This is a genomic window from Citrobacter sp. Ce104, assembly GCF_030334595.1.
GTDB classification, from domain to species: Bacteria; Pseudomonadota; Gammaproteobacteria; order Enterobacterales; family Enterobacteriaceae; genus Citrobacter; species Citrobacter europaeus.
The window spans coordinates 562,132-586,119 of the sequence record NZ_JAOWDP010000064.1 but is presented as its reverse complement, the minus strand read 5'-3'; the positions used below and the strand labels follow the sequence as shown (position 1 = coordinate 586,119).

The window sequence follows — 23,988 nt, the reverse complement described above, 5'->3', positions numbered from 1 at the left end:
AGCGCAAGCGCCATCGGGCAAAATCAAACGGATTAGTACAGCAGCGCGTACAGCTGGCGGCGGTACTTTGAAGCCAGCGCATCGCCCGTACCCAGTGCGGCAAGGATCTCCTGGAAAGTTTTACGCGCCTGGCCGTCGGCTGCAGTAAGATCTTTCTTCAGGTGGCTAAACAGCAACTCCAGCGATTCTTCGTTGCGTCCGACCTGGTGTAACTGAATGGCAAGTTGAGTTGCCAGCGCTGCATCCTGCGGATTGCTGGTGACCTGCTGCTGCAACTGTTGGATTTCCGGCGTATCAGCCGCCTGCTTCAGCAATTCGATCTGTGCCACCAGCCCCTGATAACGGGTGTCCTGATCCTGCAACGGAATGGTTTTCAGCACCGCTTCGGCTTCGTCAGAACGGTTCAGGGCGATTTGCGTTTCCGCCAGCAGCAGACCAATTTCGCTGCTCTGGTTGGAGATCTGCCAGGCTTCTTTCAGCAGCGGCAGCGCATCAGCGTGATTACCCGCTTCGATAAATTCGATAGCCTGGCGCGCTTTCAGCTCTTCTTCGCTCGGCAACACTTTTTCCAGCAGCGCACGAATAACCTCTTCCGGCTGCGGGCCCTGGAATCCATCTACCGGCTGACCGTTCTGGAACAGATAAACCGTGGGGATCGCGCGCAGACCAAACTGGGAGGCGATCATCTGTTCAGCGTCACAGTCGAGCTTAGCGAGTATAAACTGGCCGTTGTACTGGGCAGCAAGACTCTCCAGTACCGGTGTTAACTGCAGACAATGCTGGCTGCGCTCAGACCAAAAATAGAACAGGACCGGCGTGGTCATCGACTGTTCAAGGGTCTGCTGTAGGTTCGATTCGTTAATGTTAACAATATTCTGTGTGGACATGGAGTTACTCTCTTTTGTCGATTTCTTGTTACATGGGGGCTGACGCGCCTGCTTCAACTCAACCCTGTAAAATTTTGTCCATTATGCGGCCTGGCAACAGGCGTTTAAGCAGCATCACTGCCCAGGTCACCAGCGTAATTGGATAACGTAGCTTCGGTTTATCGCTCTCAAACGCATGACGCACTTTGGCGACAACCGCTTCTGGTCCCAGCGTAAAACGCGCGGCAATGCCGGGATTTTCCACGGGAGCATCGCTCTGGGTCTGGTTGACGTTTTCAGTAAAGCGGGTGCGGATAGGGCCGGGCTCAATCAGGCTGACCTTAATCCCGCTGTAGCGCAGCTCCATACGCAGTGCGTCGGACCAGGCTTCCAGCGCATATTTGCTGGCGGCATAGGCCCCGCGTCCCGGCGTTGAGATCAATCCCATGACCGATGAGGTCATCACGATGCGTCCTTCGCCGTGAGGTTGCATGGCGGGCAACAGACGCATGGTAAGCTGATGTGCGCCAAAGAAGTTGGCGGAAAACTGCTGCTCCATTTGCTCGCGGCTGATGGTGGGCAGGGGGCCATAGACGCCGTATCCGGCGTTGTTAAAGATCCCATACAAACGATTATCGGTCAGGGCGATCACCTCATCGGCGGCGCGATCCACGCTTTCGGGTGAATCCAGATCCAGCAATACGCCGGTGAATCCCATGCTGTTCATACGCGCGACATCGTCAGGTTTGCGACAGCCTGCCAGAATTTGAAAACCCTGGCGCTTTAGCTCAAGCGCGCTTTCCAGACCGATTCCGCTGGAACATCCTGTTATTAAGACCGATTTTTGCATAACTTTACCTGTCAGGATCTCCGTTGTTTTACGAGTCGTGATTTACTATATCCGTCATACTTCAAGTTGTCTGTGCGTTGGCTACGCTCGCTCACCCCAGTCACATAGTTATCTATGCTCCTGGGAACTCTCTCACTTGCCGCCTTCATACAACTCGAATTATTTAGGATAGAAAAGGGGTGAGATGTTGCGCCATCCAGTCGGCAATAAACGGCTGGGCGTCACGGTTAGGATGAATACCATCATCCTGCATCCACTGGGGTTTCAGATAAACCTCTTCCATGAAAAAGGGCAGCAGAGGGATATCAAACTCTTTGGCGAGCTTTGGATAAATCGCGCTAAAGGTTTCATTATAACGGCGACCGTAGTTTGCCGGCAGACGAATTTGCATTAATAGCGGTTCGGCATTTGCCGCTTTCACGTCCTGCAAAATCGTGCGCAGAGTTTGTTCGGTTTGCGCAGGCGCAAAGCCGCGCAGGCCATCGTTGCCGCCAAGTTCGACCAGTACCCAACGCGGCTGGTGCTGCTTGAGTAATGCAGGCAGACGGGCCAGACCCTGCTGCGAGGTGTCGCCGCTAATGCTGGCATTTACCACCGGCGTTTTTGTTTGCCATTTATCATTAAGTAGCGCAGGCCACGCGGCGCTGGCGGACATACGGTATCCGGCGCTCAGGCTGTCACCCAGAATTAATAACGTGTCCGCAGCGGCGGCGCGGAAAGTTAACAGGACCAGGAACAGGAAAGGCCAATGCCAGCGGAAAACATTGTTGAAGTTCATCATCTTAAGAAATCCGTCGGTCAGGGTGATCATGAGCTATCCATCCTTACCGGAGTTGAACTGGTTGTCAAACGCGCCGAGACCATTGCGCTGATTGGCGAGTCGGGATCGGGGAAATCCACGCTGCTGGCGATCCTCGCCGGGCTGGACGATGGCACCAGCGGTGAAGTCAGCCTCGTGGGGCAGGCGCTGCACGCCATGGACGAAGAAGCCCGGGCGCAACTGAGAGCCCGACACGTGGGCTTTGTCTTCCAGTCGTTCATGTTAATTCCGACCCTCAACGCGCTGGAAAACGTCGAATTGCCTGCGCTGTTGCGCGGCGAAAACAGCGGAAAAAGTCGCGATGGGGCAAAAACACTGCTGGAGCAATTGGGACTGGGAAAACGTCTTGATCATCTTCCGGCTCAACTTTCCGGCGGGGAGCAGCAGCGTGTGGCGCTGGCGCGGGCCTTTAACGGTCGCCCTGACGTGCTGTTCGCCGATGAACCAACGGGCAATCTGGACCGCCAGACCGGAGAGAAAATCGCCGACCTGCTGTTTTCTCTGAACCGGGAACACGGTACCACCCTGATACTGGTGACCCATGACCCGCAACTGGCGGCGCGTTGCGATCGGCGTTTACGCCTGGTGAACGGACAGTTGCAGGAGGAGGCATGATTGCACGCTGGTTTTGGCGCGAATGGCGCTCGCCTTCATTACTGATTGTCTGGCTGGCGCTGAGCCTGGCGGTAGCCTGCGTGCTGGCGCTGGGCAATATCAGCGATCGTATGGAAAAAGGGCTAAGCCAGCAAAGTCGTGAGTTTATGGCGGGAGATCGGTCGCTGCAAAGTTCGCGCACCGTGCCGAAAGCGTGGATTGACGAGGCGCGACAGCGTGGCCTGAAGGTGGGCGAACAACTGACCTTTGCCACCATGACCTTTGCCCAGGATACGCCGCAACTGGCGAACGTCAAAGCGGTGGATGAAGTGTATCCGATGTACGGCACATTGCAGACCAATCCGCCGGGGCTGAAACCACAGCCAGGCTCGGTGCTGCTGGCCCCGCGTCTGATGGCGCTGCTCAACTTAAAAATCGGTGATTCCATCGACGTTGGCGATGCCACGCTGCGCATCGCCGGGGAAGTGGTACAGGAGCCGGACTCAGGTTTTAATCCGTTCCAGATAGCGCCGCGCCTGATGATGAACATTGCGGATGTCGAAAAAACGGCGGCAGTCCAGCCGGGAAGCCGCGTGACCTGGCGCTATAAATTTGGCGGGACGCCGTCCCAACTGGAAGCCTATGAAAAATGGCTGCTGCCGCAGTTAAAGCCGGAACAGCGCTGGTACGGGCTGGAGCAGGATGAAGGCGCGCTGGGGAAATCACTGGAGCGTTCGCAACAGTTCCTGCTGCTCTCGGCGCTATTAACGCTGCTGCTGGCGGTGGCCGCGGTTGCCGTGGCGATGAGCCATTATTGCCGCAGCCGTTACGATCTGGTGGCGATTCTGAAAACCCTCGGTGCGGGCAGAGCGCAACTGCGCAGGCTGATTGTTGGTCAGTGGCTGATGGTGCTGGTGCTGTCTGGCGTGACCGGCGGGTTGTTCGGGCTGTTATTTGAGCGCGTGCTGGTCGTGCTGCTCAAACCGGTTCTGCCCGGCGAACTACCGCCTGCCAGCCCCTGGCCGTGGCTATGGGCATTAGGTACCATGACGGTTATTTCGCTGCTGGTGGGGTTACGCCCTTACCGTTTGCTGCTGGCGACGCAGCCGCTGCGGGTGCTGCGCCGTGACGTGGTAGCAAACGTATGGCCGCTGAAGTTTTATTTGCCGGTGGTATTGTTAGTTGTGATTGCACTGCTGGCCGGACTGATGGGCGGAAGCCCGCTGCTGTGGGCGGTGCTGGCTGGCGCGGTAGTGCTGGCGTTGTTGTGCGGGGTACTCGGCTGGATGCTGCTCAACGTGCTGCGCGGTCTGACGCTCTCCTCGCTGCCGCTGCGTTTGGCGGTCAGTCGACTGTTGCGCCAGCCGTGGTCAACGCTCAGTCAGCTGTCGGCCTTTTCACTTTCCTTTATGCTGCTTGCGCTGCTGCTGGTGCTGCGCGGCGATCTGCTCGACCGCTGGCAGCAGCAAATGCCGCCGGAAAGCCCGAACTATTTTCTGATCAATATTGCCACCGAGCAGGTGGTTCCGCTGAAGGCTTTCCTGTCTGAGCATCAGGTGATCCCGGAATCGTTCTATCCGATTGTGCGGGCGCGTCTGACGGCGATCAATGAGAAGCCAACCGAAGGCAACCAGGATGAGGCGCTGAACCGCGAGCTTAACCTGACCTGGCAGGATACCCGACCGGATCATAACCCGATAACCGCCGGAAGCTGGCCGCCAAAAGCAGGCGAAGTGTCGATGGAAGAGGGGCTGGCGAAACGGCTGAACGTCAGGCTTGGCGATCGGGTGACCTTTATGGGCGATACTCAGGATTTCAGCGCCAAAGTCAGCAGTCTGCGCAAAGTAGACTGGGAAAGCCTGCGACCTAATTTCTTCTTTATCTTCCCCTCCGGCGCGCTGGACGCTCAGCCGCAAAGCTGGTTAACCAGCTTTCGCTGGGAGAATGGCAACGGCATGCTGACGCAGCTTAACCGTGAATTTCCGACCATCAGCCTGCTGGATATTGGCGCCATCCTCAAACAGGTGGGCCAGGTGCTGGAGCAGGTAAGTAGAGCGCTGGAGGTGATGGTGGTGCTGGTTACCGCCTGCGGCATGTTGCTGCTATTAGCGCAGGTCCAGGTCGGTATGCGCCAGCGTCATCAGGAACTGGTGGTCTGGCGCACGTTGGGAGCAGGCAAGAAATTGCTGCGTACCACGCTGTGGTGCGAGTTCGCCATGCTCGGGATGGTAGCCGGATTGGTGGCAGCCATCGGTGCGGAAACCGCATTGGCGGTGCTGCAAACCAAAGTGTTTGATTTCCCATGGGAGCCAGACTGGCGACTGTGGGTCGTGTTGCCACTTTGTGGGGCATTGCTGCTTTCTTTATGCGGCGGGTGGCTCGGTTCACGTCTGCTAAAAGGCAAAGCGCTGTTCCGTCAGTTCAGTAGTTGATTCATATCCGTGATGATTACGCGCCGGTTTTTTAAATCGGTGCGTTTTTTTATCTATGTAGCACAAATTGACAACTCCTTGATATTTAACAGCACAGAACAATAAAAACCCGACAACACGAGTGTATTAATAAACGTTAATATTTGTATGCTGAATAATTGGCAGGCTATCTATCAAGGTACAAATAATGACTATAAAAAAAACGGCGCTGGCGGTATCGATCGGCGCAGCAGTGGCATTAACGACCTTCGCCTCCCAGGCGGAAATCACGGTCCTGAAACAAGATCCGCAGGCGGGCGACCCGCTGAGCCGTCTTAACTTCACCGTCGGCGGGAGTATTCGTCCGCAGTTCCAGAATATGGCCGGTGACGATGGTAAGAATGGCTACAAACGTAATGGCTTCGACGGCGGGACGCGTTTCCGCTTCGCTGCTGACTACTATCTGTTTGATGACATCAGTTGGGTGAGCTACTACGAGCTGGGCGTTAACTTCCCGGCGATGTTCAACTGGGACAACCACTACGCTAACGGCGCCAACGATACCACGCGTCGTATGCTGTACACCGGTCTGAAGAGCGCAACCTGGGGTACGCTGACCTTCGGTCAACAGAACAGCATTTACTATGATGTGGTTGGTGCGAAAACGGATATCTGGGACTACGACATGATCGGTCAGGCGCCAGGTAACGGCATCAATGGCGACTATGACGGTTCCTATCGTACGCGTAAGTCACTGAAGTATAAGAAAACGGTTGGCGATGTCGATCTCTACGCCTCTTATCTGTTCAGCGATGATTACAACCCGAACAACGGTCTGCGCTACAAACGTAAAGGCGGCGGCTCGTTGGGTGTGGATTATCACATCACCGATGACCTGACCTGGGGTACGGCGTGGAACTACACCCGTGCGGAAATGCGTGGCGACACCAGCAAAACCTACGATCAAAACATCGTTGGTACCGCGTTGAGTTGGAAACCGGACAACTGGACCTTCTCGATGGGCGGCGGTTGGTATCAAAACTTCATGACCACCAAAAAAGTGTCTGTTAATGACTACTTTGCCGGTGATGCCTGGGGTCTGGAATACTTCGCGGGTTACACCTTCCCGGTTGGTCAGTATGCGCTGAAATCTGTTCAGCCCTACTTTATGGGAGACCGTATTGAGTATGTGAATGGCCGTAACTACCTGCGTACTGACAACGGTGTGGGTATCAGCTTCCAGCTGGATTACGGTTTCCGTGTTGATTACGAACACGTATTCACCTCCAGCACCGACAATCTGGGCGATATGAACCTGGTTCGTCTGCGTTACGACTTCTAATCGAACGCCTGTCAAACGGAACGCCCGATGCGCTTGCGCTTATCGGGCCTACGGGAGCAGGGTGATCACGTTATTTGTAGGCCGGATAAGGCACTTGTGCCGACATCCGGCTTTTTCATGCCTTCTCTCATTTGAAAACACATTTCGCAACATCATGAAATAATTTCAAGGACAGCAGGTTGTGATCTGTGTCATGTTAACAATCAGCCTGTTAACGGGCCAACAAGAACAACGCCGCAAGAACGGCGTGAGACATGACACCACAACGTTAAAATGGAGAGATTATGGGATTGCGTCAGAGTTTACGCGTCGCGACCGGAGCGCTATTGCTGGCCTGCGGATTACAATTTGCTCATGCGAACAGCGATCCGCATACCATCGTGTTTGGCGTCGCGCCTGGGCCGTACGGTGATATGGTGAAACAGGCCATTGCCCCTACGCTGAAAGAGAAAGGCTATAAGGTCGTGGTGCGCGAATTCAGTGACTACGTGCAACCGAACATGGCGCTATCCAACGGCAGCATCGATGCCAACCTGTTCCAGCATTCACTCTACTTTGACAAATTCACCGCCGATAAAGGACTTAAGCTGAGCAAGCTGATTGTGGTCCCGACGGCCGGGATGGGTTTTTACTCACATAAAATCAAAAGCCTGGATGAGTTGAAAAAAGGGGATGTGATCACGCTGTCCAACGATCCCACCAACCTGGCTCGCGGTCTGCGTTTCCTGCAGTCTATCGGCCTTATCACCATCAAAGACAATATCGATCCAACGAAAGCCTCCGAGCGCGATATCGCCAGCAACCCGAAAGGACTGGTGTTTAAACCGCTGGAAGCCGCACAGCTGCCGCGTACGCTGGACGGCGTGACCGGCGCGCTGGTCAACGGTAACTTTGCCGTGGCGGCAAAACTGGATCTCGCCAGCGCCATCAAGCAAGAGCATCTGGATGAAAATCTGAAAAATATCATCGCGGTACGCAGTGAAGATGCGGATAAACCGTTTGCGAAAGATATTGTGGAGGCGGTGAAATCTCCGGCGTATCGCGCGGTGATCGATGATCCGCAAAACATCTACAGCGCCTTCCAGAAACCGGAATGGATGTCGGCAGCCCAATAATTGCTGCGCACAAGGGTTAACAGGGGCAGCGGCGACTGCCCTTTTCGCATTTCTGAGGTGGCTATGATTGAAATAGAAAAGGTATGCGTGGATTTTAGCGCAGGCCGTGGACCGTCAACCCGGGCGGTTGATGACGTCAGCTTGCGCATCGGCGCAGGTGAGATATTTGGCATTGTCGGGACCAGCGGCGCGGGGAAAAGTACGCTGCTGCGCACCCTGAACGCCTTAACGCGACCGAGTCAGGGAAGCGTGAAGGTGAACGGCGTAGAAATTTCCGCGCTGGAAGGCGCGCATCTACGTAAAGCTCGTCAACGTATCGGGATGATTTTTCAACATTTTAATCTGATGCATACCCGTACCGTGGCGCAAAACGTCGCCTTTAGCCTGAAGGCTGCCGGATGGGAGCGCAGTAAAATTGGCCCGCGCGTTAGCGAAATCCTGGCGCTGGTGGGGCTGTCTGACAAGGCAAACCGCTTTCCGGTTCAGCTCAGCGGCGGGCAAAAGCAGCGTGTGGGTATTGCCCGCGCGATTGCCAATCACCCGGATGTACTGCTGTGTGATGAACCTACCTCCGCGCTGGATCTGGAAACCTCGGCCACGATTCTGGCGTTGCTTAAGCAGATCAATCAACAGTTGGGGATCACGATCGTACTGATCACTCACGAGATGAACGTGATCAAATCGATTTGCGATCGCGTGGCGGTGATGTCCGGCGGCAAGGTGGTGGAGTCCGGTGAGGTGTTTGACGTTTTTGCTCACCCACAGCACGCTTTCACGCAGCAACTGGTGTCGCATACCCTCAATTTGACGCTGCCCGAGCGTCTGCGCCAGCATCTGCCCGGTCAACTGCTAAAAATTCTGTTCATTGGCGATTCGGCGGAACAGCCGGTGTTGTCAGAAGTCGCGGTTAAATTTGGCGTAGCGGTGAACATTCTGCACGGCAAAATTGAATATATTGGCGAACGCGCGCTGGGGATTCTGGTGGTGCAACTGACCGCGCCGCATAACCCTTCAGCGGTGGAAGTCGCCGTGGAACATATTCGTCAACGTACTGCACAGGTGGAGGTGATTCGTGGATGATTTATTGCCTGATTTGACGCTGGCGTTTAATGAAACCTTCCAGATGCTGAGCATCTCTACGGTGCTGGCAATTATTGGCGGTCTGCCGCTCGGTTTCCTTATTTTTGTCACCGACCGGCATTTATTCTGGCAAAATCGTTTTGTGTATCTGCTCAGCTCCGTGCTGGTGAATATCATTCGTTCGGTGCCGTTTGTGATCCTGCTGGTGCTGCTGTTGCCGCTAACCCAGTTTTTACTTGGGAATACCATTGGCCCGATTGCGGCGTCGGTCCCGCTCTCTGTGGCGGCAATCGCCTTCTATGCCCGTCTGGTCGACAGTGCGCTACGTGAAGTCGATAAAGGCATTATCGAGGCGGCGGAAGCGTTTGGTGCCAGCCCGATGCGCATCATCTGCACCGTTCTGTTACCGGAGGCGAGCGCGGGTCTGCTGCGTGGGTTGACGATAACGCTGGTGAGTCTGATCGGTTACTCCGCGATGGCCGGGATCGTTGGCGGTGGCGGGGTAGGCGACCTGGCGATTCGCTTTGGTTATTACCGCTACGAAACCCAGGTCATGGTAGTCACCGTGGTGGCGCTGATTATTCTGGTGCAGGTCGTTCAGGTGCTGGGCGACTGGCTGGCAAAACGCGCAGATAAGCGCGACAGACACTGATCACTGTGCGTTAAGCCAGTCGGCAACATCCTGCCAGGTGCCGCGAAAGACGATTTTCGCGGCTTTCTTTTCCAGTTGATAGCGATACATCGGGTCGTAATACTCGTTGAGCAACGGCACCAGCCAGCCCATATGGGCGTCGGTGCTGCCCGTCGCCTGCTGTTCGCGCAGAGCCACGTCGAGCAGGGCGGTCAACTCGGCAAAACGTTGTAAACCCAGGCGACGGCGGATAGCAAACAGGCCGTGGTGCAGATAGTCACTGTACTCCTGCCAGCCCTGGCTCTCGCCATAAGCATGGGTAAAATCGTGGTGCATTCGCACGAAATACTCTTCGCGCAGTCGCTCCAGACGACGCTCAAAAGGATCGTCAACCACCGCTATAGATGCCTGGATCATACGCTCTCGCAGGCATTCGGGCAGATGATTAGCCCCGATCATGCGGCCTTCATCTTCCAGTACCCACAGGCGTAGAGCCTGACGGCTGTCGGTTTTGAGCATTTCGACCGCCAGCAGGTTTTCAAAACTCGCCTGGCTTAGCTGCGGTTCCACGGTACGTCCAAACGAGGAGCCGCGATGGTGAGCCAGTCCTTCGAGATCCACACCGTTCGGCTGCTGTTGTACCAACTGCGTTTTGCCGTTCCCGGTACAGCCGCCGATTAAGACGATCGGTTTTTGCACCAGTTCTTCAGTCAGTTGAATCGCTGCCTGACGCAATGCTTTATAACCACCTTGTATCAGCGGGTAGTCAATGCCGGACTCGTGCAGCCACTGCTGCACAATATGCGAACGCTGACCGCCGCGTGCGCAGCATAGGTAGCCCGCAGGATTTTGACGACAGGCATCCTGCCAGGCACGTATTCTCTGCTGGCGGGTTGCTCCCGAGACCAGTTGATGACCGAGCGCGAGGGCGGCCTCAGGCCCCTGACGTTTATAACAGGTACCCACGGCGGCACGTTCGTCATCGTTCATTAAGGGGAGATTGACTGCGCCCGGCATCGCGCCTTGTTGAAATTCGACGGGGGCGCGTACATCGATTATAGGCGTACCGGCGAGCAGAATTGCGCGATAGTCCGTTCCATCGTTCATGTTTGATCCTGAAAATACAAAACAGCAATGGAGGGGATTTTACGCGCCAGAGGAGGGGCCGGGGAAGGATAAAATCAACTCCCCGGCATTAATGGTTTATTTCAGCTTTGACTGCGCCCAGATGATACCGCTGGCATATTCCGGCGGCAGCAGGGGAATAAGCGCTTCCAGCGTGGCGCTAAGGCGCGCGGTATCGCTGTCGCTCAGGTTCAGGTGACCCACCTTACGCCCTTCACGCACTTCCTTGTCATACCAATGCAGGTGTACCAGCGGCAGCTTCAGCCAGTCGTAGTTCAGGTCGCTGCCGATCAGGTTTACCATCACCGAAGGATTGTTCACCACCGGCGTCGGCAGCGGCAGGCCAGTAATGGCGCGCAGGTGCAGCTCAAACTGGCTGATGCTGGCGCCGTTTTGCGTCCAGTGCCCGCTGTTGTGCACGCGGGGAGCCAGTTCGTTAATCAGCAGACCCTCTGGGGTGATGAAACACTCCATTGCCATCACGCCGACATAGCCCAGCTCCTGCATGATGGCAGAGAGCATCGCTTCGGCCTGTTCCTGCTGTCTGGCGTTAGCCTGCGGGAAGACTACGCTGGTGCGCAGAATGCCGTCCTGGTGCAGGTTATGGGTCAGCGGATAGAAGACGGTGCTGCCGTCGTGCGCACGAGCGCCAACCAGGGAGACTTCACCAGAGAAGTTGATTCCCCGCTCAACGATGCATTCGCCGTAGCAGTCTTCCGGCAGTTGTTCAGTTTCATTTGCGCGCAAACGCCACTGTCCACGACCGTCGTAGCCGCCGACGCGACGTTTTACGATTGCCAGCTCGCCGAGTTTGTCAAACACCGCAGACCATTCGCTTTGATCCGCCAGCAGCTGCCATGGCGCGGTCGCCAGGTTGAGTTTGTCAAAAAGCTGTTTTTGCGTCAGACGGTCGGCAATAATCGGGAACACGTCGCGGTTAACAAACGCTGGATGACGCGCCAGTTCGCGGGTTAGCGCCGTTTCCGGCCAGCGCTCAATCTCAGCAGTGATCACGCTTTGTTGAAAAGGAACGGCAGCCGGTTCAGCGTCCAGCCCGACGGGCCAGACCGCAATGCCCAGCGGCTCGCCGGCCTGGCGCAGCATGCGTCCTAGCTGACCGTTACCGAGTACGCAGACCTGCTTCATGCGACACCTCGCGGGTCCGGGTTCTCCAGCACCTCATCGGTTTGCGCTTTGCGCCAGTCGTTCAGACGCTGGTGTAAGGCTTTGTCGTGTGTTGCCAGAATTTGCGCGGCCAGCAGGGCCGCATTGGCCGCGCCAGCTTTGCCGATCGCCAGCGTGCCCACCGGAATACCGCGAGGCATTTGAACGATGGAATAAAGGCTATCTACGCCGCTCAACGCTGCGCTTTGTACCGGAACGCCTAAAACAGGCACCAACGTTTTCGCCGCAATCATTCCAGGCAAATGTGCAGCACCACCGGCACCGGCAATAATCACCTGATAGCCGTTCTCTTCAGCGCCTTCGGCGAAACTGAACAGTTTGTCTGGGGTACGGTGAGCAGAGACGACCTCAACATGGTGTGGAACGTCCAACATTTCGAAGATTTCGGCGGCGAACTGCATGGTAGCCCAGTCGCTTTTGGACCCCATCACGATGGCGACACGCGCCGGATTATTGCGGGAAGACATGCGTCTGAAAACTCCTGTGGTGCACTACACTCGGCTTTTGAGGGCACAGAGAATAGCATAATTCATCGTCAAGGAAAACGATTGCGCGCTTTACGCTTCACTCTTCAAGCTGCCTCTTTGTTGGCTGCATCTGCTCACCCCAGTCACTTACTTTTGTAAGCTCCAGGGGATTCACAGATTTGCCGCCTCGATGCAACTCGAATAGTTTTGTGTAAAGAGGAACTGGATATCTGCAGAATTAAAACGGAAATACGATCAGTTCAACGTCGTCTGGTGTGACTTTGATCATCGAACCTTCGCTGTGCCATGCGCCTAATACCACGCGGAAAGCAGGTTGCTCATTGGCAGTAAGTTCGTGGACCGCCGGGCGGTGGGTATGACCGTGAATTAACCACTGAACCTGATGTTTTTCCATCTCAGCGATAACGGCCTGCTGATTCACATCCATGATCTCCAGCGACTTGCTGCTGTTGGCCGCTTTGCTGTTGGCGCGCATTTTCGCAGCGATTCGCTGGCGAACGAACAGCGGCAGGGCGAGGAACAGTTTCTGTAACCAGGGTTGATGCACTTTGGCGCGAAATGCCTGATAGCCCGCGTCGTCGGTGCATAAGGTGTCGCCATGCATGATCAGCACCCTGCGGCCATACAGGTCGAGCACTTTTTCTTCGGGAAGCAAGGTCATGCCGCTCTCACGGGCAAAACGTTTGCCGAGCAGAAAATCACGGTTGCCGTGAATAAAAAAGCAGGGAACGCCGGAATCCGCCAGCGATTTTATCGCCGCGGCCATTTCATGATGCAGCGGATTAGGATCGTCGTCGCCAATCCAGGCTTCAAACAGGTCACCGAGAATGTACAGCGCATCGGCCTTTCGCGCATCGCCGGCTAAAAAACGCAGAAAACCGGCGGTGATCGCCGGTTCTTCTGTGCAGAGGTGAAGATCTGCAATAAACAGTGTCGTCACGATTACTCGCTGACGGTCACGTTTTCGATGATGACGTCTTCTTTAGGCACATCCTGGTGCATACCGCTGCGACCGGTGGAAACGCCTTTGATTTTATCAACCACGTCCATGCCTTCAACAACTTCAGCGAACACGCAGTAACCCCAACCTTGCATGCTTTCGCCGGAGAAGTTCAGGAAGTCGTTGTCTGCAACGTTGATGAAGAACTGTGCGGTTGCGGAGTGCGGAGCCTGAGTACGCGCCATCGCCAGCGTACCACGGGTGTTTTTCAAACCGTTGTTCGCTTCGTTTTTGATCGCTTCTTTCGTGGCTTTTTGCTTCATGCCTGGCTCGAAACCACCGCCCTGGATCATGAAACCGTTAATAACACGGTGGAAAATGGTGTTGTTGTAAAAACCTTCGCGGCAGTAGTCCAGGAAGTTTTTAACTGTTTCAGGCGCTTTATCATCAAACGTTTTGATTACGATATCGCCGTGATTAGTGTGGAAAGTAACCATTTTTGCATCCTGTTCCGATAGATTGGTGCTTCGACCCCGTCAAGGGTCAGAGTTAGGGGTGTGTTATAGCATAACCGCAAGCTGCGATCACCTCGCAAAGTGTGCTGCTTCCGGTCTAAATTATGGGTATTATACAGACTTTACTATCCACACACGTCTACACGGAATCTTCGATGTTAAAAATCTTTAATACACTGACGCGCCAAAAAGAGGAATTCAAACCTATTCATGCCGGGGAAGTCGGCATGTACGTGTGTGGTATTACCGTTTACGATCTCTGTCATATTGGCCACGGACGTACCTTTGTTTCTTTCGACGTCGTCGCGCGCTATCTGCGCTTCCTCGGCTATAAGCTGAAGTATGTGCGCAACATTACCGATATTGATGACAAAATCATCAAACGCGCGAATGAAAACGGCGAAAGCTTTGTGGCGTTAGTCGACAGAATGATCGCGGAAATGCATAGCGATTTCGACGCGCTGAATATTCTGCGCCCGGACCTGGAGCCGCGCGCTACACACCATATCGCTGAGATTATTGAAATCACTGAACAGCTGATTGCCAAAGGTCACGCTTACGTGGCTGATAACGGCGACGTGATGTTCGACGTGCCGACTGACCCGAATTACGGTCAACTATCACGTCAGGATCTGGAACAGTTGCAGGCGGGTGCGCGCGTTGACGTGGTTGATGTGAAGCACAACCCTATGGACTTCGTGCTGTGGAAAATGTCCAAAGAAGGCGAGCCGAGCTGGCCGTCTCCGTGGGGCGCAGGCCGTCCGGGTTGGCACATTGAGTGTTCGGCAATGAACTGCAAACAGCTGGGCAACCATTTCGATATTCATGGCGGCGGTTCAGACCTGATGTTCCCGCACCATGAAAACGAAATCGCTCAGTCCACCTGCGCGCATGACGGTGAATACGTCAATTACTGGATGCACTCCGGGATGGTAATGGTTGACCGCGAGAAAATGTCCAAATCGCTGGGCAACTTCTTTACCGTGCGCGACGTACTTAAATACTACGACGCCGAAACCATCCGCTACTTCCTGATGTCGGGTCATTACCGTAGCCAGTTAAACTACAGCGAAGAGAACCTGAAGCAGGCGCGTTCTGCGCTGGAGCGTCTGTATACCGCGCTGCGCGGCACCGACAAATCCGTTGCTCCTGCTGGTGGCGAAGCCTTTGAGGCGCGCTTTATTGAAGCGATGGACGATGACTTCAATACGCCGGAAGCCTACTCAGTACTGTTTGATATGGCGCGTGAGGTTAACCGTCTGAAGGGTGAAGATATGGCGGCGGCGAACGGCATGGCTGCGCATCTGCGTAAGCTTTCCAGCGTGCTGGGACTGCTGGAACAGGATCCAGAAGCGTTCCTGCAAAGCGGTGCGCAGGCGGATGACGGTGAAGTTGCTGAAATTGAAGCGTTAATCCAACAGCGTCTGGACGCCCGTAAGGCGAAAGACTGGGCGGCAGCCGACGCCGCGCGTGACCGTCTCAACGAGATGGGCATCGTGCTGGAAGACGGCCCGCAGGGCACCACCTGGCGTCGTAAGTAACTCTCTATTGCCGGATGGCGTCTAACGCCTTATCCGGCCTACGATGTAATGATCGGTAGGCCTGATAAGCTTAGCGCCATCAGGCACTATTAATGACGTCTATACCACCACAGCACACCCATCATCATCACTCCCGGTAGCCACACCCATAATAATTCCGAAATAATCACCTGGTGCCCGTAAGGGGTCGCGTAGCGTGATAGCGCAAACGGGGCGACTTTAATCACCTGCCACGGCGCGAAGAAGCGTTCATCCGACCACGGCCACAGCCAGCCAACGCCTTTGCCGCCGGTGGTGACCGAATCCAACAGACTGTGCGACAGCAGTGATACCGTCAGGAATAGCCAGCAGCGAATCAATCCCGCCTTAAACCATCGTCGGCCAATCACTACGCAAAGCAGCGGCACGACAAAAGCAAACAGCAGGGAGTGGGTAAAACCACGGTGACCAAACACGTTGCCGTAGGCGACGCCAAGTTTAAAAGACAGTACGTCGGCGTCCGGCAGCATCGCCAGAATGACGCCTGTAAACAGTAATCGCGGGGGGATGACTTTAAGTCCGAGACCTAACCCTAAACAGAGCGGAACGGCTGCGTGCGTGACGATAGTTGGCATGATGATCGCTTCATGTGGAAAAACAACATGCTAACAGTTCACTGTGAAGCGGCGGTGAAGTCATTATCTGAAAAAGAGAGGGGAGGAGGCCGGACAAGAAATGACCTTATCCGGCACCGGGATCACGCTACGACGTTAATGCTGTGGCCTTCAAAGCTGACGGTCTGACCGGCAACGATTTTGCAGCGTTTACGCGTTTCAACAGCGCCATCGACCTTCACTAACCCTTCGCCAATAGCAATCTTTGCCTGGGCGCCGCTTTCGCTCCAGCCTTCCAGCTTCAGCAAATCGCAGAGTTCAACGTGTGGGTGTTTACCCAGTGAAAATGTGGCCATTTTAAACGTCCTTTACATCATGATATTCAATACACGCCTGCAGCGTGTTTTCGATAAGTGTGGCGACCGTCATTGGGCCTACGCCGCCGGGTACCGGCGTGATATATGACGCGCGTGCGGCAGCATCTTCAAAGACCACATCGCCAACAACCTTACCATTCTCCAGACGGTTGATGCCGACATCAATCACAATCGCACCTTCTTTGATCCACTCGCCGGGTATAAAGCCAGGTTTGCCGACGGCAACAATCAGCAGGTCAGCATGTTCAACATGGCGGCGCAGATCTTTGGTGAACCGGTGGGTGACGGTGGTGGTGCAGCCTGCCAGCAGCAGCTCCATGCTCATCGGGCGACCAACAATATTCGACGCGCCAATGACGACCGCATTCAGACCGTAGGTGTCGATGTTGTAACGTTCAAGCAGGGTTACAATGCCGCGTGGGGTACACGGACGCAGGCGTGGCGCACGCTGGCACAGGCGACCGACGTTATACGGGTGGAAACCGTCAACGTCTTTATCCGGCGCAATACGCTCCAGCACTTTAACGTTGTCGATACCCGCAGGTAACGGCAACTGTACCAGGATACCGTCGATGGTGGTATCTGCATTGAGCGTATCGATCAGCTCAAGAAGCTCCGCTTCGCTGGTGGTTTCAGGCAGGTCATAGGAGCGGGAGACAAACCCCACCTCGTCACAGGCTTTGCGTTTACTCGCAACATAAATCTGCGAAGCCGGGTTGCTACCTACCAGCACAACAGCCAGGCCTGGGGCGCGTAATCCAGCCGCTAAACGCGCCTGAACTTTTTGAGCAACCTCAGAGCGCACCTGCTGCGCAATCGTTTTACCGTCAATAATCTTTGCTGCCATCAGAGAGAGGATTCCGTCTGTTACGTTAAACCGAAGGGGATGCCGCTATTTTGTCAGAAGCGGGACGTGCTGTCAGTTTTCGTTTGCGTTTTTACGTGCGATAGGGGGCGTTACTGCCGGCGAAAGGGGTCAGGTCAGAGGCTAAAGCCTTACGGGTAATTAATGAGCATGCTAATTAAAGTTAACGTGAATGAAACAACTCATCACCCTGGTCTTTTCATGGGTAATGCGTCGCAAACCAGTCTGTTACGCTTAATTTTGGGTGATTTTACCTCATTTTCACCCAGATTTTTCCTGGGGCCTATTAAGAATTAGCCAGGGCCATTAAAAGGAATTGCAGGTATTTTTCATTAATTGAAATGTTTAATTTATCGCTGTGACGAATAGTCATATTCGCGAAGATAAATTAGTGAATCAAATACTCAGGAGAGTTGGGGTAAACGGTTAGCTAATTCTCTTGCGAGATATATCTTTACAGGATGCAGAGATAATTAGCCTGACATTTAATGTCGATAATGAGTCAAACGGATCCCGCAGGACGCCGGAGCCGGATGTGTGTAATTCAAGGGAAATCCATGAAACGTAAATTAATGACCTCTTCTGTTATTGCCAGCCTGATGTTAGTCGCAGGTGCGGCGGTTGCGGCCGATCCGGTAAGCGTTAGCGGCGGAACTGTGCATTTTGAAGGTGAACTGGTCAATGCAGCCTGTGCAGTCAGTACTCAGTCATCCGATCAGGTTGTCACCTTAGGCCAGTATCGTACTGCCAGTTTTGCCGCAGTGGGTGATACGACGGCACAAATTCCGTTCTCTATCGTCCTGAACGACTGTGACCCGAAAGTTGCCGCAACCGCAGCCGTTGCTTTCTCTGGTCAGTCTGATATTACCAATAACAACCTGCTGGCCGTCACTTCTGCAGACAACGGTACTACTGCCAGCGGCGTCGGGATTGAAATTCTGGACAATACGTCCACCGCGCTGAAGCCGGATGGAGCCACCTTCTCTACCGCTCAGGCGCTGGTTGAAGGGACCAACACCCTGCGTTTCTCTGCGCGTTATAAAGCCACTGCTGCAAGCGCAACGCCGGGTCAGGCAAATGCTGACGCGACGTTCATCATGAAGTACGAATAAGCCGTTTTGATTTGCGCAAGGATGCGGTACGCCTCATTGGATGAGGCAATATCCGGGGATGATGAAGGATGCGGCAGATGATAGGGAAAGGCGTGGCGCTGGCGGGAATGCTGTGCGTAATGCCCGTGTTTGCACATACGGTAATACTGGAAAGTGGCCGCGTCCACCTACGCGGGCAACTGGTCAACGGAGCCTGTACGGTCGCCACTGACAGTCAGAATATGCGGGTGCAAATGGGGCAATATCGCACTAATGCTTTCTCCGGGACGGGAAGCTTTGCCTCTACCAGCGTACCGTTTTCACTGCGTTTAACCTCGTGCAGTTCTGATGTCTACGACCATGTTGGGATTGCGTTTGCGGGCGTGACGCCAGCGGAAGATCCGCAGGTTTTCCTTGCCAGCGGCGATGCTTCTGCGGCTTCGGGGATCGGTCTGGCATTATTTGACGAGCGCCAACGGCAAATTATTCCAAATGCGCTGCCGCTTCATTATGCGCCGATTATAACGCAAGAGATGACGTTTCATTTCACTGCTCGCTATCGGGCTGTCTCGGAAAATATAACGCCGGGAATGCTTCGTTCAGACGTGTGGTTTACGTTGGTTTATCCCTGATTTATTTCCCAACGATAATCGCATCAAAGGTATTTGTAGCTATGTCTAATTATCTGAAATCAGGTTTTATCCTTTTACTGGCCTTATTTTCTGCTGCCAGTGTTCAGGCTGCCGGCGGTATTGCATTAGGCGCCACTCGCGTTATTTATCCGGCTGATGCCAAACAAACATCCCTGTCTATCAGCAATAGCGATACCAAAGAGCGTTACCTGGTAAATTCCTGGATTGAGAATAGCGCAGGCGTTAAAGAAAAATCATTTGTGGTTACGCCTCCACTGTTTGTCAGCGAGCCCAAAAGCGAAAATACGCTGCGTATCATCTATGCCGGCGAACCGCTGCCCAAAGATCGTGAGTCTCTGTTCTGGATGAATGTGAAAGCCATTCCGTCAGTCAATAAAAACAGCCTTGAGGGCAAAAACGTTCTGCAACTGGCGATTCTGTCACGCATCAAACTTTTCGTCCGTCCGAATAATTTGCCGCAAATCCCGGAAGATGCGCCTGGGATGCTGACGTTTTCCCGTTCCAGTAACCACCTGAAAATCAATAATCCGTCAGCGTATTACGTCACATTGGTCAATCTCAATGTGGGGAAAACAAAGGTCGATAACGTGATGGTTGCGCCGAAAAGCGATGCGCAGATCCAACTACCAACGGGCGTTCAGGGCAACGTCACGTTCCAGACGGTCAATGATTATGGCGCTGTGACTCCGGCCAAAACGGTTAGCGTGCGTTGAGATAACGATGAATAAGACAACGTATTTTCCTGGCCTGTTACCGGGGGTTACGCCACCGCTGGCAGGGGTGGCGTTGTCCACGCTGGCGGCGCTCTTTCCCTCTTTAAGCCATGGGGAAAGCTATTTTAATCCGGCCTTTTTATCTGCGGATACGGCAACCGTGGCGGATTTATCACGCTTTGAAAAAGGCAATCACCAGCCTGAAGGCGTTTATCGCGTGGATATCTGGCGCAACGATGAGTTTGTGGCCACTCAGGATATTCGTTTTGCGACCAGTGCGGGAAAAGCCGGGGAGAAGTCCGGTGGGCTGATGCCGTGTTTTGGACTCGACTGGGTGAAACGCCTTGGCGTCAATATCGCCGCGTTTCCGGCACTCAGTAAGGACCCGAACGATACCTGCATCAATCTGCCTGAAGCGATTCCAGGCAGCGAGATTGCATTTGATTTTTCTACCTTGCGCCTCAACGTCAGCCTGCCGCAAGCGTCGATGTTAAACAGCGCGCGTGGCTATATCCCACCTGAAGAGTGGGATGAAGGGATCCCGGCTGCGCTGGTTAACTACAGTTTTACCGGCAGTCGCGGCAGTGATGCGGACAGCTATTTCCTGAGTATGCTCAGTGGTCTGAACTATGGCCCATGGCGGTTGAGAAATAACGGCGCGTGGAGCTATTCCAAGGGCGATGGATACCATTCACAAAGCTGGAAAAACATCGGTACATGGCTTCAGCGCGCAATTATCCCGCTGAAAGGCGAACTGGTGATGGGCGACAGCAACACCGGCAACGACGTTTTTGACAGCGTCGGGTTTCGCGGTGCGCGGCTCTATTCCTCAGACAGTATGTATCCTGACAGCTTACAAGGCTATGCGCCTACCGTTCGCGGCATTGCGCGTACCGCAGCGAAACTGACCATTCGTCAGAATGGCTATGTGATTTATCAAAGCTATGTTTCACCCGGCGCGTTCTCGATAACCGATCTCAACCCGACGTCATCCAGCGGTGACCTTGAGGTCACTGTGGATGAGAAAGACGGCAGTCAGCAACGCTATACGGTGCCGTACTCAACGGTTCCCTTATTACAGCGAGAAGGGCGTTTCAAGTATGACGTGGTCGCCGGGGATTTTCGCAGTGGCAATAGCCAGCAATCCTCACCTTTCTTTTTCCAGGGAACATTAATTGCCGGGTTACCAGAAGGCTACACCGCATATGGTGGTACGCAGTTGGCTTCACGCTACACCGCGATGGTTTTAGGCACTGGTCGAAATCTCGGGGACTGGGGGGCGGTTTCTGTCGATCTTACCCACGCGCGTAGCCAACTGGCGGATGACAGTACGCACCAGGGGCAGTCTTTGCGTTTCCTGTATGCGAAATCGTTGAACAATTTTGGCACTAACTTCCAGCTGTTGGGGTATCGCTACTCAACGCGTGGCTTCTATACCCTCGATGACGTCGCGTACCGCAGTATGGAAGGCTATGAGTACGAATACGACAGTGAGGGCAATCGCCACGACGTGCCCAATGTGAAGAGCTACCACAACCTGAGCTACAGCAAAAAAGGTCGTTTCCAGATAAACATTTCGCAGAATCTGGGGGATTACGGATCGCTGTATGTCTCGGGTAGTCAGCAAACGTACTGGAATACCTCAGATACCAATACCTGGTACCAGGTAGGCTATGCCAGTGGCTGGCAGGGGATTAGCTATTCACTCTCCTGGTCGTGGAATGAATCGGTTGGCATCTCCGACACCGACCGTATTCTGGCGTTCAATATGTCAGTCCCGTTCAGCCTGCTGAGCGGGCGGCGCTACTCGCGTGACAACGCCCTCGATCGCACCTACGCCACCTTTAATGCCAACCGCAATAGCAACGGACAAAACAGTTGGCAGAGCGGAGTCGGCGGTACGCTGCTGGATGGACGCAACCTGAGCTACAGCGTGAATCAGGGGCACAGTAGCTCCAATGGCTATAGCGGAAACGCCAGCGCCAACTGGCAGGCGACCTATGGCACGCTGGGCGTGGGATACAACTATGACCGCGACCAGCATGACTACAACTGGCAACTCTCCGGCGGCGTGGTGGGTCACGCGGACGGCATTACGCTCAGTCAGCCTCTGGGCGATACCAACGTGCTGATTAAAGCACCTGGTGCGCAGGGGGTGCGGATAGAAAACCAGACCGGCGTTCAAACCGACTGGCGTGGATACGCGGTGATGCCGTATGCCACCGTCTATCGCTATAACCGCGTCGCGTTAGACACCAATTCCATGAACAACAATACCGATGTGGAAAATAACGTCAGCAGCGTAGTCCCAACGCAAGGGGCGTTGGTGCGGGCGGCGTTTGATACGCGAATCGGCGTGCGGGCACTGATTACCGCGAAATATGCCGGTAAACCCGTGCCGTTTGGTTCCGTTGTGCGGGAGAACACCAGCGGTGTGACCAGTATGGTGGGTGAAGACGGGCAAATTTATCTCAGTGGTCTGCCGCTAAAAGGCGAGTTGCTGATCCAATGGGGAGAAGGCGCAAAAGCTCGCTGCACGGCGCGCTATGCCTTGCCTGAAGAGAGCCTGAAACAGGCGGTGACGATCACGAACGTGACGTGCGAATCCCCAACGGCACGACAGGAATAATACGATGAAACGACAAACGGGTTTGTTACTGGGAAGTGCTTTACTGCTGATGGCCCATTCGTCCTGGGCGACGGTCTGCCAAAACTCGAATGGCACACCAACGGATGTTTTTTACGATCTGTCGAACGTGTTTAACAGCAGCAACAACCAGCCGGGTCAGGTCGTGACGTTACCGGAAAAATCGGGCTGGGTTGGCGTTAATGCCACCTGTCCGGCTGGGACAACGGTAAATTACACCTATAGAAGCTATGTGACTGAACTGCCGGTTCAAAGTACCGAGGGTGGATTTCAGTACCTGAAGCTCAATGACTACCTGCTGGGGGCCATGAGCATCACCGACAGCTACGCCGGGTTGTTTTATCCTCCGCGTAATTATATCCGCATGGGGACTCACCCTAACGTATCTAAGCAGCAGCCTTTTGGCGTAATGGATTCAAAGCTGGTGTTTAAACTCAAAGTGATCCGCCCGTTTATTAACATGGTGCCGATCCCCCGGCAGACGATGTTCAGCGTTTATGTCACGACCAGTACCGGAGATGCGTTAAGCACGCCGGTTTACACCATCAGCTACAGCGGCAAGGTGGAGGTTCCACAAAACTGTGAGGTGAACGCCGGACAGATTGTCGAATTTGATTTTGGTGATATTGGCGCATCGCTGTTTAGCAAGGCGGGGGCGGGAAACCGGCCAGAAGGCATTAATCCGCAGACCAAAACGGTGGCGATAAAATGCACCAACGTCGCCGCACAGGCCTACTTAACCATGCGTGTAGAGGCCGAGAAAGCCACCGGGCAAATGATGGTTTCTGATAACTCAGATTTAGGTTTTATTGTCGCCGACGGCAATGGCAGACCGCTGACGCCTAATAATCTGTCCAGCACGATTCCGTTTCAACTGGACGACAACGCCGCGGCAAGCGTGGGCATTCGGGCATGGCCGGTCAGCGTGACGGGCAATAAGCCCACCGAAGGACCCTTTACAGCCCGTGGCTATCTGCGAGTGGATTATGACTAACAAGCAAACGCCCGCCGCAGGGACACTCCTGGCAATGGTGTCTCTGCTGACATTCAGTTCGTTGTGCCATGCCGCTTCGTCGCTGGGAGAAATCAATATTGAACTGCGCGGTAACGTGGTGGACTTTACCTGTGCGGTAATTGCCAGCGACAGCAACAAGTCTGTGGAGCTAGGCACCTGGCCGACAAAGCAGCTTCAGACCAGTGGAGAGACCACGCAACCGGTCGCGTTTACGCTGAAGCTGGAAGGCTGCCCGCCGGGATCCGCTTCGATAACGTTTTCCGGAACACCGGCCCCAGGCACGACGTTGCTGGCGCTTGATGACGCGGTGATGGCGCAAAAGGTGGCGATCGAATTGCATGACAGCGATCGCACGCGATTGCCGCTCGAACAGGCCAGCCAGACCGTGGGGATTGATGAGAACGGTAATGCCACGCTGACCTTTTTCGCCAACTATATCGCGTTAGCAGACGGGGTTCAGCCTGGTGTCGCCAGGGCTGATGCCACGTTTATGATTAACTATAACTAATCAATGTGCTGACAAAACACTCC

24 protein-coding genes are annotated in these 23,988 nt (G+C 54.4%); 13 read left to right on the top strand and 11 right to left on the bottom strand.

The features are described 5' to 3' along the window. Positions 1-32: 32 nt before the first annotated feature. The 3 genes from OGW16_RS13410 to tesA form a co-directional block, all read right to left on the bottom strand. Complete coding sequence (locus tag OGW16_RS13410) at positions 33-887, bottom strand: co-chaperone YbbN (RefSeq protein ID WP_286518514.1); 855 nt, start codon at positions 885-887, stop codon at positions 33-35. A 58-nt stretch (positions 888-945) separates the two neighbouring features. Beyond that, positions 946-1,716, bottom strand: a complete 771-nt coding sequence (locus OGW16_RS13405; protein ID WP_286518513.1) for an SDR family oxidoreductase — start codon at positions 1,714-1,716, stop codon at positions 946-948. 163 nt (positions 1,717-1,879) lie between these two features. Beyond that, the gene (gene tesA / locus OGW16_RS13400; protein ID WP_043015448.1) at positions 1,880-2,494 is read right to left on the bottom strand and encodes a multifunctional acyl-CoA thioesterase I/protease I/lysophospholipase L1; all 615 of its coding nucleotides are present in this window, start codon (positions 2,492-2,494) and stop codon (positions 1,880-1,882) included. Between tesA and ybbA the strand changes: the two genes are divergently transcribed. From ybbA to OGW16_RS13370, 6 genes are all read left to right on the top strand, one after another. Next, on the top strand, positions 2,465-3,151 hold the full coding sequence (gene ybbA / locus OGW16_RS13395; protein WP_043015449.1) for a putative ABC transporter ATP-binding protein YbbA: 687 nt from the start codon (positions 2,465-2,467) through the stop codon (positions 3,149-3,151). The genes tesA and ybbA overlap by 30 nt on opposite strands. After that, positions 3,148-5,562: a putative ABC transporter permease subunit YbbP gene (gene ybbP / locus OGW16_RS13390; RefSeq protein ID WP_286518512.1), complete on the top strand. Its 2,415-nt coding sequence runs from the start codon at positions 3,148-3,150 to the stop codon at positions 5,560-5,562. The genes ybbA and ybbP overlap by 4 nt, the downstream gene beginning before the upstream one ends. 187 nt (positions 5,563-5,749) lie before the next feature. Beyond that, positions 5,750-6,883 (top strand): porin, encoded by a 1,134-nt coding sequence (locus OGW16_RS13385; protein WP_043015451.1) that lies wholly within the window; start codon positions 5,750-5,752, stop codon positions 6,881-6,883. A 284-nt stretch (positions 6,884-7,167) separates the two neighbouring features. Next, entirely contained in the window at positions 7,168-7,998 is an 831-nt protein-coding gene (locus tag OGW16_RS13380; protein ID WP_003021862.1) for a MetQ/NlpA family ABC transporter substrate-binding protein, read from the top strand. 63 nt (positions 7,999-8,061) lie between these two features. Continuing rightward, positions 8,062-9,078, top strand: a complete 1,017-nt coding sequence (gene sfbB / locus OGW16_RS13375; RefSeq protein WP_043015452.1) for a virulence-associated ABC transporter ATP-binding protein SfbB — start codon at positions 8,062-8,064, stop codon at positions 9,076-9,078. Further along, the gene (locus OGW16_RS13370; protein ID WP_043015453.1) at positions 9,071-9,730 is read left to right on the top strand and encodes a methionine ABC transporter permease; all 660 of its coding nucleotides are present in this window, start codon (positions 9,071-9,073) and stop codon (positions 9,728-9,730) included. The genes sfbB and OGW16_RS13370 overlap by 8 nt, the downstream gene beginning before the upstream one ends. On the opposite strand, the gene mnmH is transcribed toward OGW16_RS13370, so the two are convergent. From mnmH to ppiB, 5 genes are all read right to left on the bottom strand, one after another. Next, entirely contained in the window at positions 9,731-10,816 is a 1,086-nt protein-coding gene (gene mnmH, locus OGW16_RS13365) for a tRNA 2-selenouridine(34) synthase MnmH (RefSeq protein WP_286518511.1), read from the bottom strand. It lies immediately after the preceding gene. Between the two features lie 96 nt (positions 10,817-10,912). Beyond that, positions 10,913-11,980 carry a 5-(carboxyamino)imidazole ribonucleotide synthase gene (purK, locus tag OGW16_RS13360; RefSeq protein WP_286518510.1) on the bottom strand — a complete coding sequence of 356 codons (1,068 nt, stop codon included), beginning with the start codon at positions 11,978-11,980 and terminating at the stop codon, positions 10,913-10,915. Further along, positions 11,977-12,486, bottom strand: a complete 510-nt coding sequence (purE, locus tag OGW16_RS13355) for a 5-(carboxyamino)imidazole ribonucleotide mutase (protein ID WP_043015473.1) — start codon at positions 12,484-12,486, stop codon at positions 11,977-11,979. The genes purK and purE overlap by 4 nt, the downstream gene beginning before the upstream one ends. 238 nt (positions 12,487-12,724) lie before the next feature. Beyond that, positions 12,725-13,447 carry a UDP-2,3-diacylglucosamine diphosphatase gene (gene lpxH, locus OGW16_RS13350; RefSeq protein ID WP_286518509.1) on the bottom strand — a complete coding sequence of 241 codons (723 nt, stop codon included), beginning with the start codon at positions 13,445-13,447 and terminating at the stop codon, positions 12,725-12,727. Positions 13,448-13,449: 2 nt separating this feature from the next. Then, positions 13,450-13,944 (bottom strand): peptidylprolyl isomerase B, encoded by a 495-nt coding sequence (ppiB, locus tag OGW16_RS13345; RefSeq protein ID WP_003021875.1) that lies wholly within the window; start codon positions 13,942-13,944, stop codon positions 13,450-13,452. Between the two features lie 173 nt (positions 13,945-14,117). Between ppiB and cysS the strand changes: the two genes are divergently transcribed. Next, a complete protein-coding gene (cysS, locus tag OGW16_RS13340; RefSeq protein WP_047412902.1) occupies positions 14,118-15,503 on the top strand; it encodes a cysteine--tRNA ligase in 1,386 nt (461 codons plus the stop codon). A gap of 89 nt (positions 15,504-15,592) precedes the next feature. Here the strand turns inward: cysS and OGW16_RS13335 are convergent, their stop codons facing one another. The 3 genes from OGW16_RS13335 to folD form a co-directional block, all read right to left on the bottom strand. Beyond that, positions 15,593-16,117, bottom strand: a complete 525-nt coding sequence (locus OGW16_RS13335; protein WP_075145043.1) for a metal-dependent hydrolase — start codon at positions 16,115-16,117, stop codon at positions 15,593-15,595. A 122-nt stretch (positions 16,118-16,239) separates the two neighbouring features. Further along, on the bottom strand, positions 16,240-16,452 hold the full coding sequence (ybcJ, locus tag OGW16_RS13330) for a ribosome-associated protein YbcJ (protein WP_016152124.1): 213 nt from the start codon (positions 16,450-16,452) through the stop codon (positions 16,240-16,242). A gap of 1 nt (position 16,453) precedes the next feature. After that, positions 16,454-17,320, bottom strand: a complete 867-nt coding sequence (folD, locus tag OGW16_RS13325; RefSeq protein ID WP_043015477.1) for a bifunctional methylenetetrahydrofolate dehydrogenase/methenyltetrahydrofolate cyclohydrolase FolD — start codon at positions 17,318-17,320, stop codon at positions 16,454-16,456. A gap of 575 nt (positions 17,321-17,895) precedes the next feature. Here folD and fimA point away from each other — a divergent pair. The 6 genes from fimA to sfmF all read left to right on the top strand — a co-directional run bounded on the left by fimA (position 17,896) and on the right by sfmF (position 23,965). Continuing rightward, entirely contained in the window at positions 17,896-18,450 is a 555-nt protein-coding gene (gene fimA / locus OGW16_RS13320) for a type 1 fimbrial major subunit FimA (protein ID WP_043015478.1), read from the top strand. Positions 18,451-18,527: 77 nt separating this feature from the next. Further along, positions 18,528-19,061, top strand: coding sequence for a type 1 fimbrial protein subunit FimI (gene fimI / locus OGW16_RS13315; RefSeq protein ID WP_047412895.1), 534 nt, complete (start codon positions 18,528-18,530; stop codon positions 19,059-19,061). A gap of 41 nt (positions 19,062-19,102) precedes the next feature. Continuing rightward, positions 19,103-19,795: a type 1 fimbria chaperone FimC gene (gene fimC, locus OGW16_RS13310; protein WP_043015480.1), complete on the top strand. Its 693-nt coding sequence runs from the start codon at positions 19,103-19,105 to the stop codon at positions 19,793-19,795. 7 nt (positions 19,796-19,802) lie between these two features. Next, positions 19,803-22,424 (top strand): fimbrial biogenesis usher protein, encoded by a 2,622-nt coding sequence (locus OGW16_RS13305; RefSeq protein WP_286518508.1) that lies wholly within the window; start codon positions 19,803-19,805, stop codon positions 22,422-22,424. A gap of 4 nt (positions 22,425-22,428) precedes the next feature. Then, complete coding sequence (gene fimH, locus OGW16_RS13300) at positions 22,429-23,436, top strand: type 1 fimbria D-mannose specific adhesin FimH (protein ID WP_043015482.1); 1,008 nt, start codon at positions 22,429-22,431, stop codon at positions 23,434-23,436. 34 nt (positions 23,437-23,470) lie between these two features. Beyond that, a complete protein-coding gene (gene sfmF, locus OGW16_RS13295) occupies positions 23,471-23,965 on the top strand; it encodes a fimbria assembly protein (RefSeq protein WP_223306703.1) in 495 nt (164 codons plus the stop codon). The last annotated feature ends 23 nt before the right edge of the window (positions 23,966-23,988 follow it).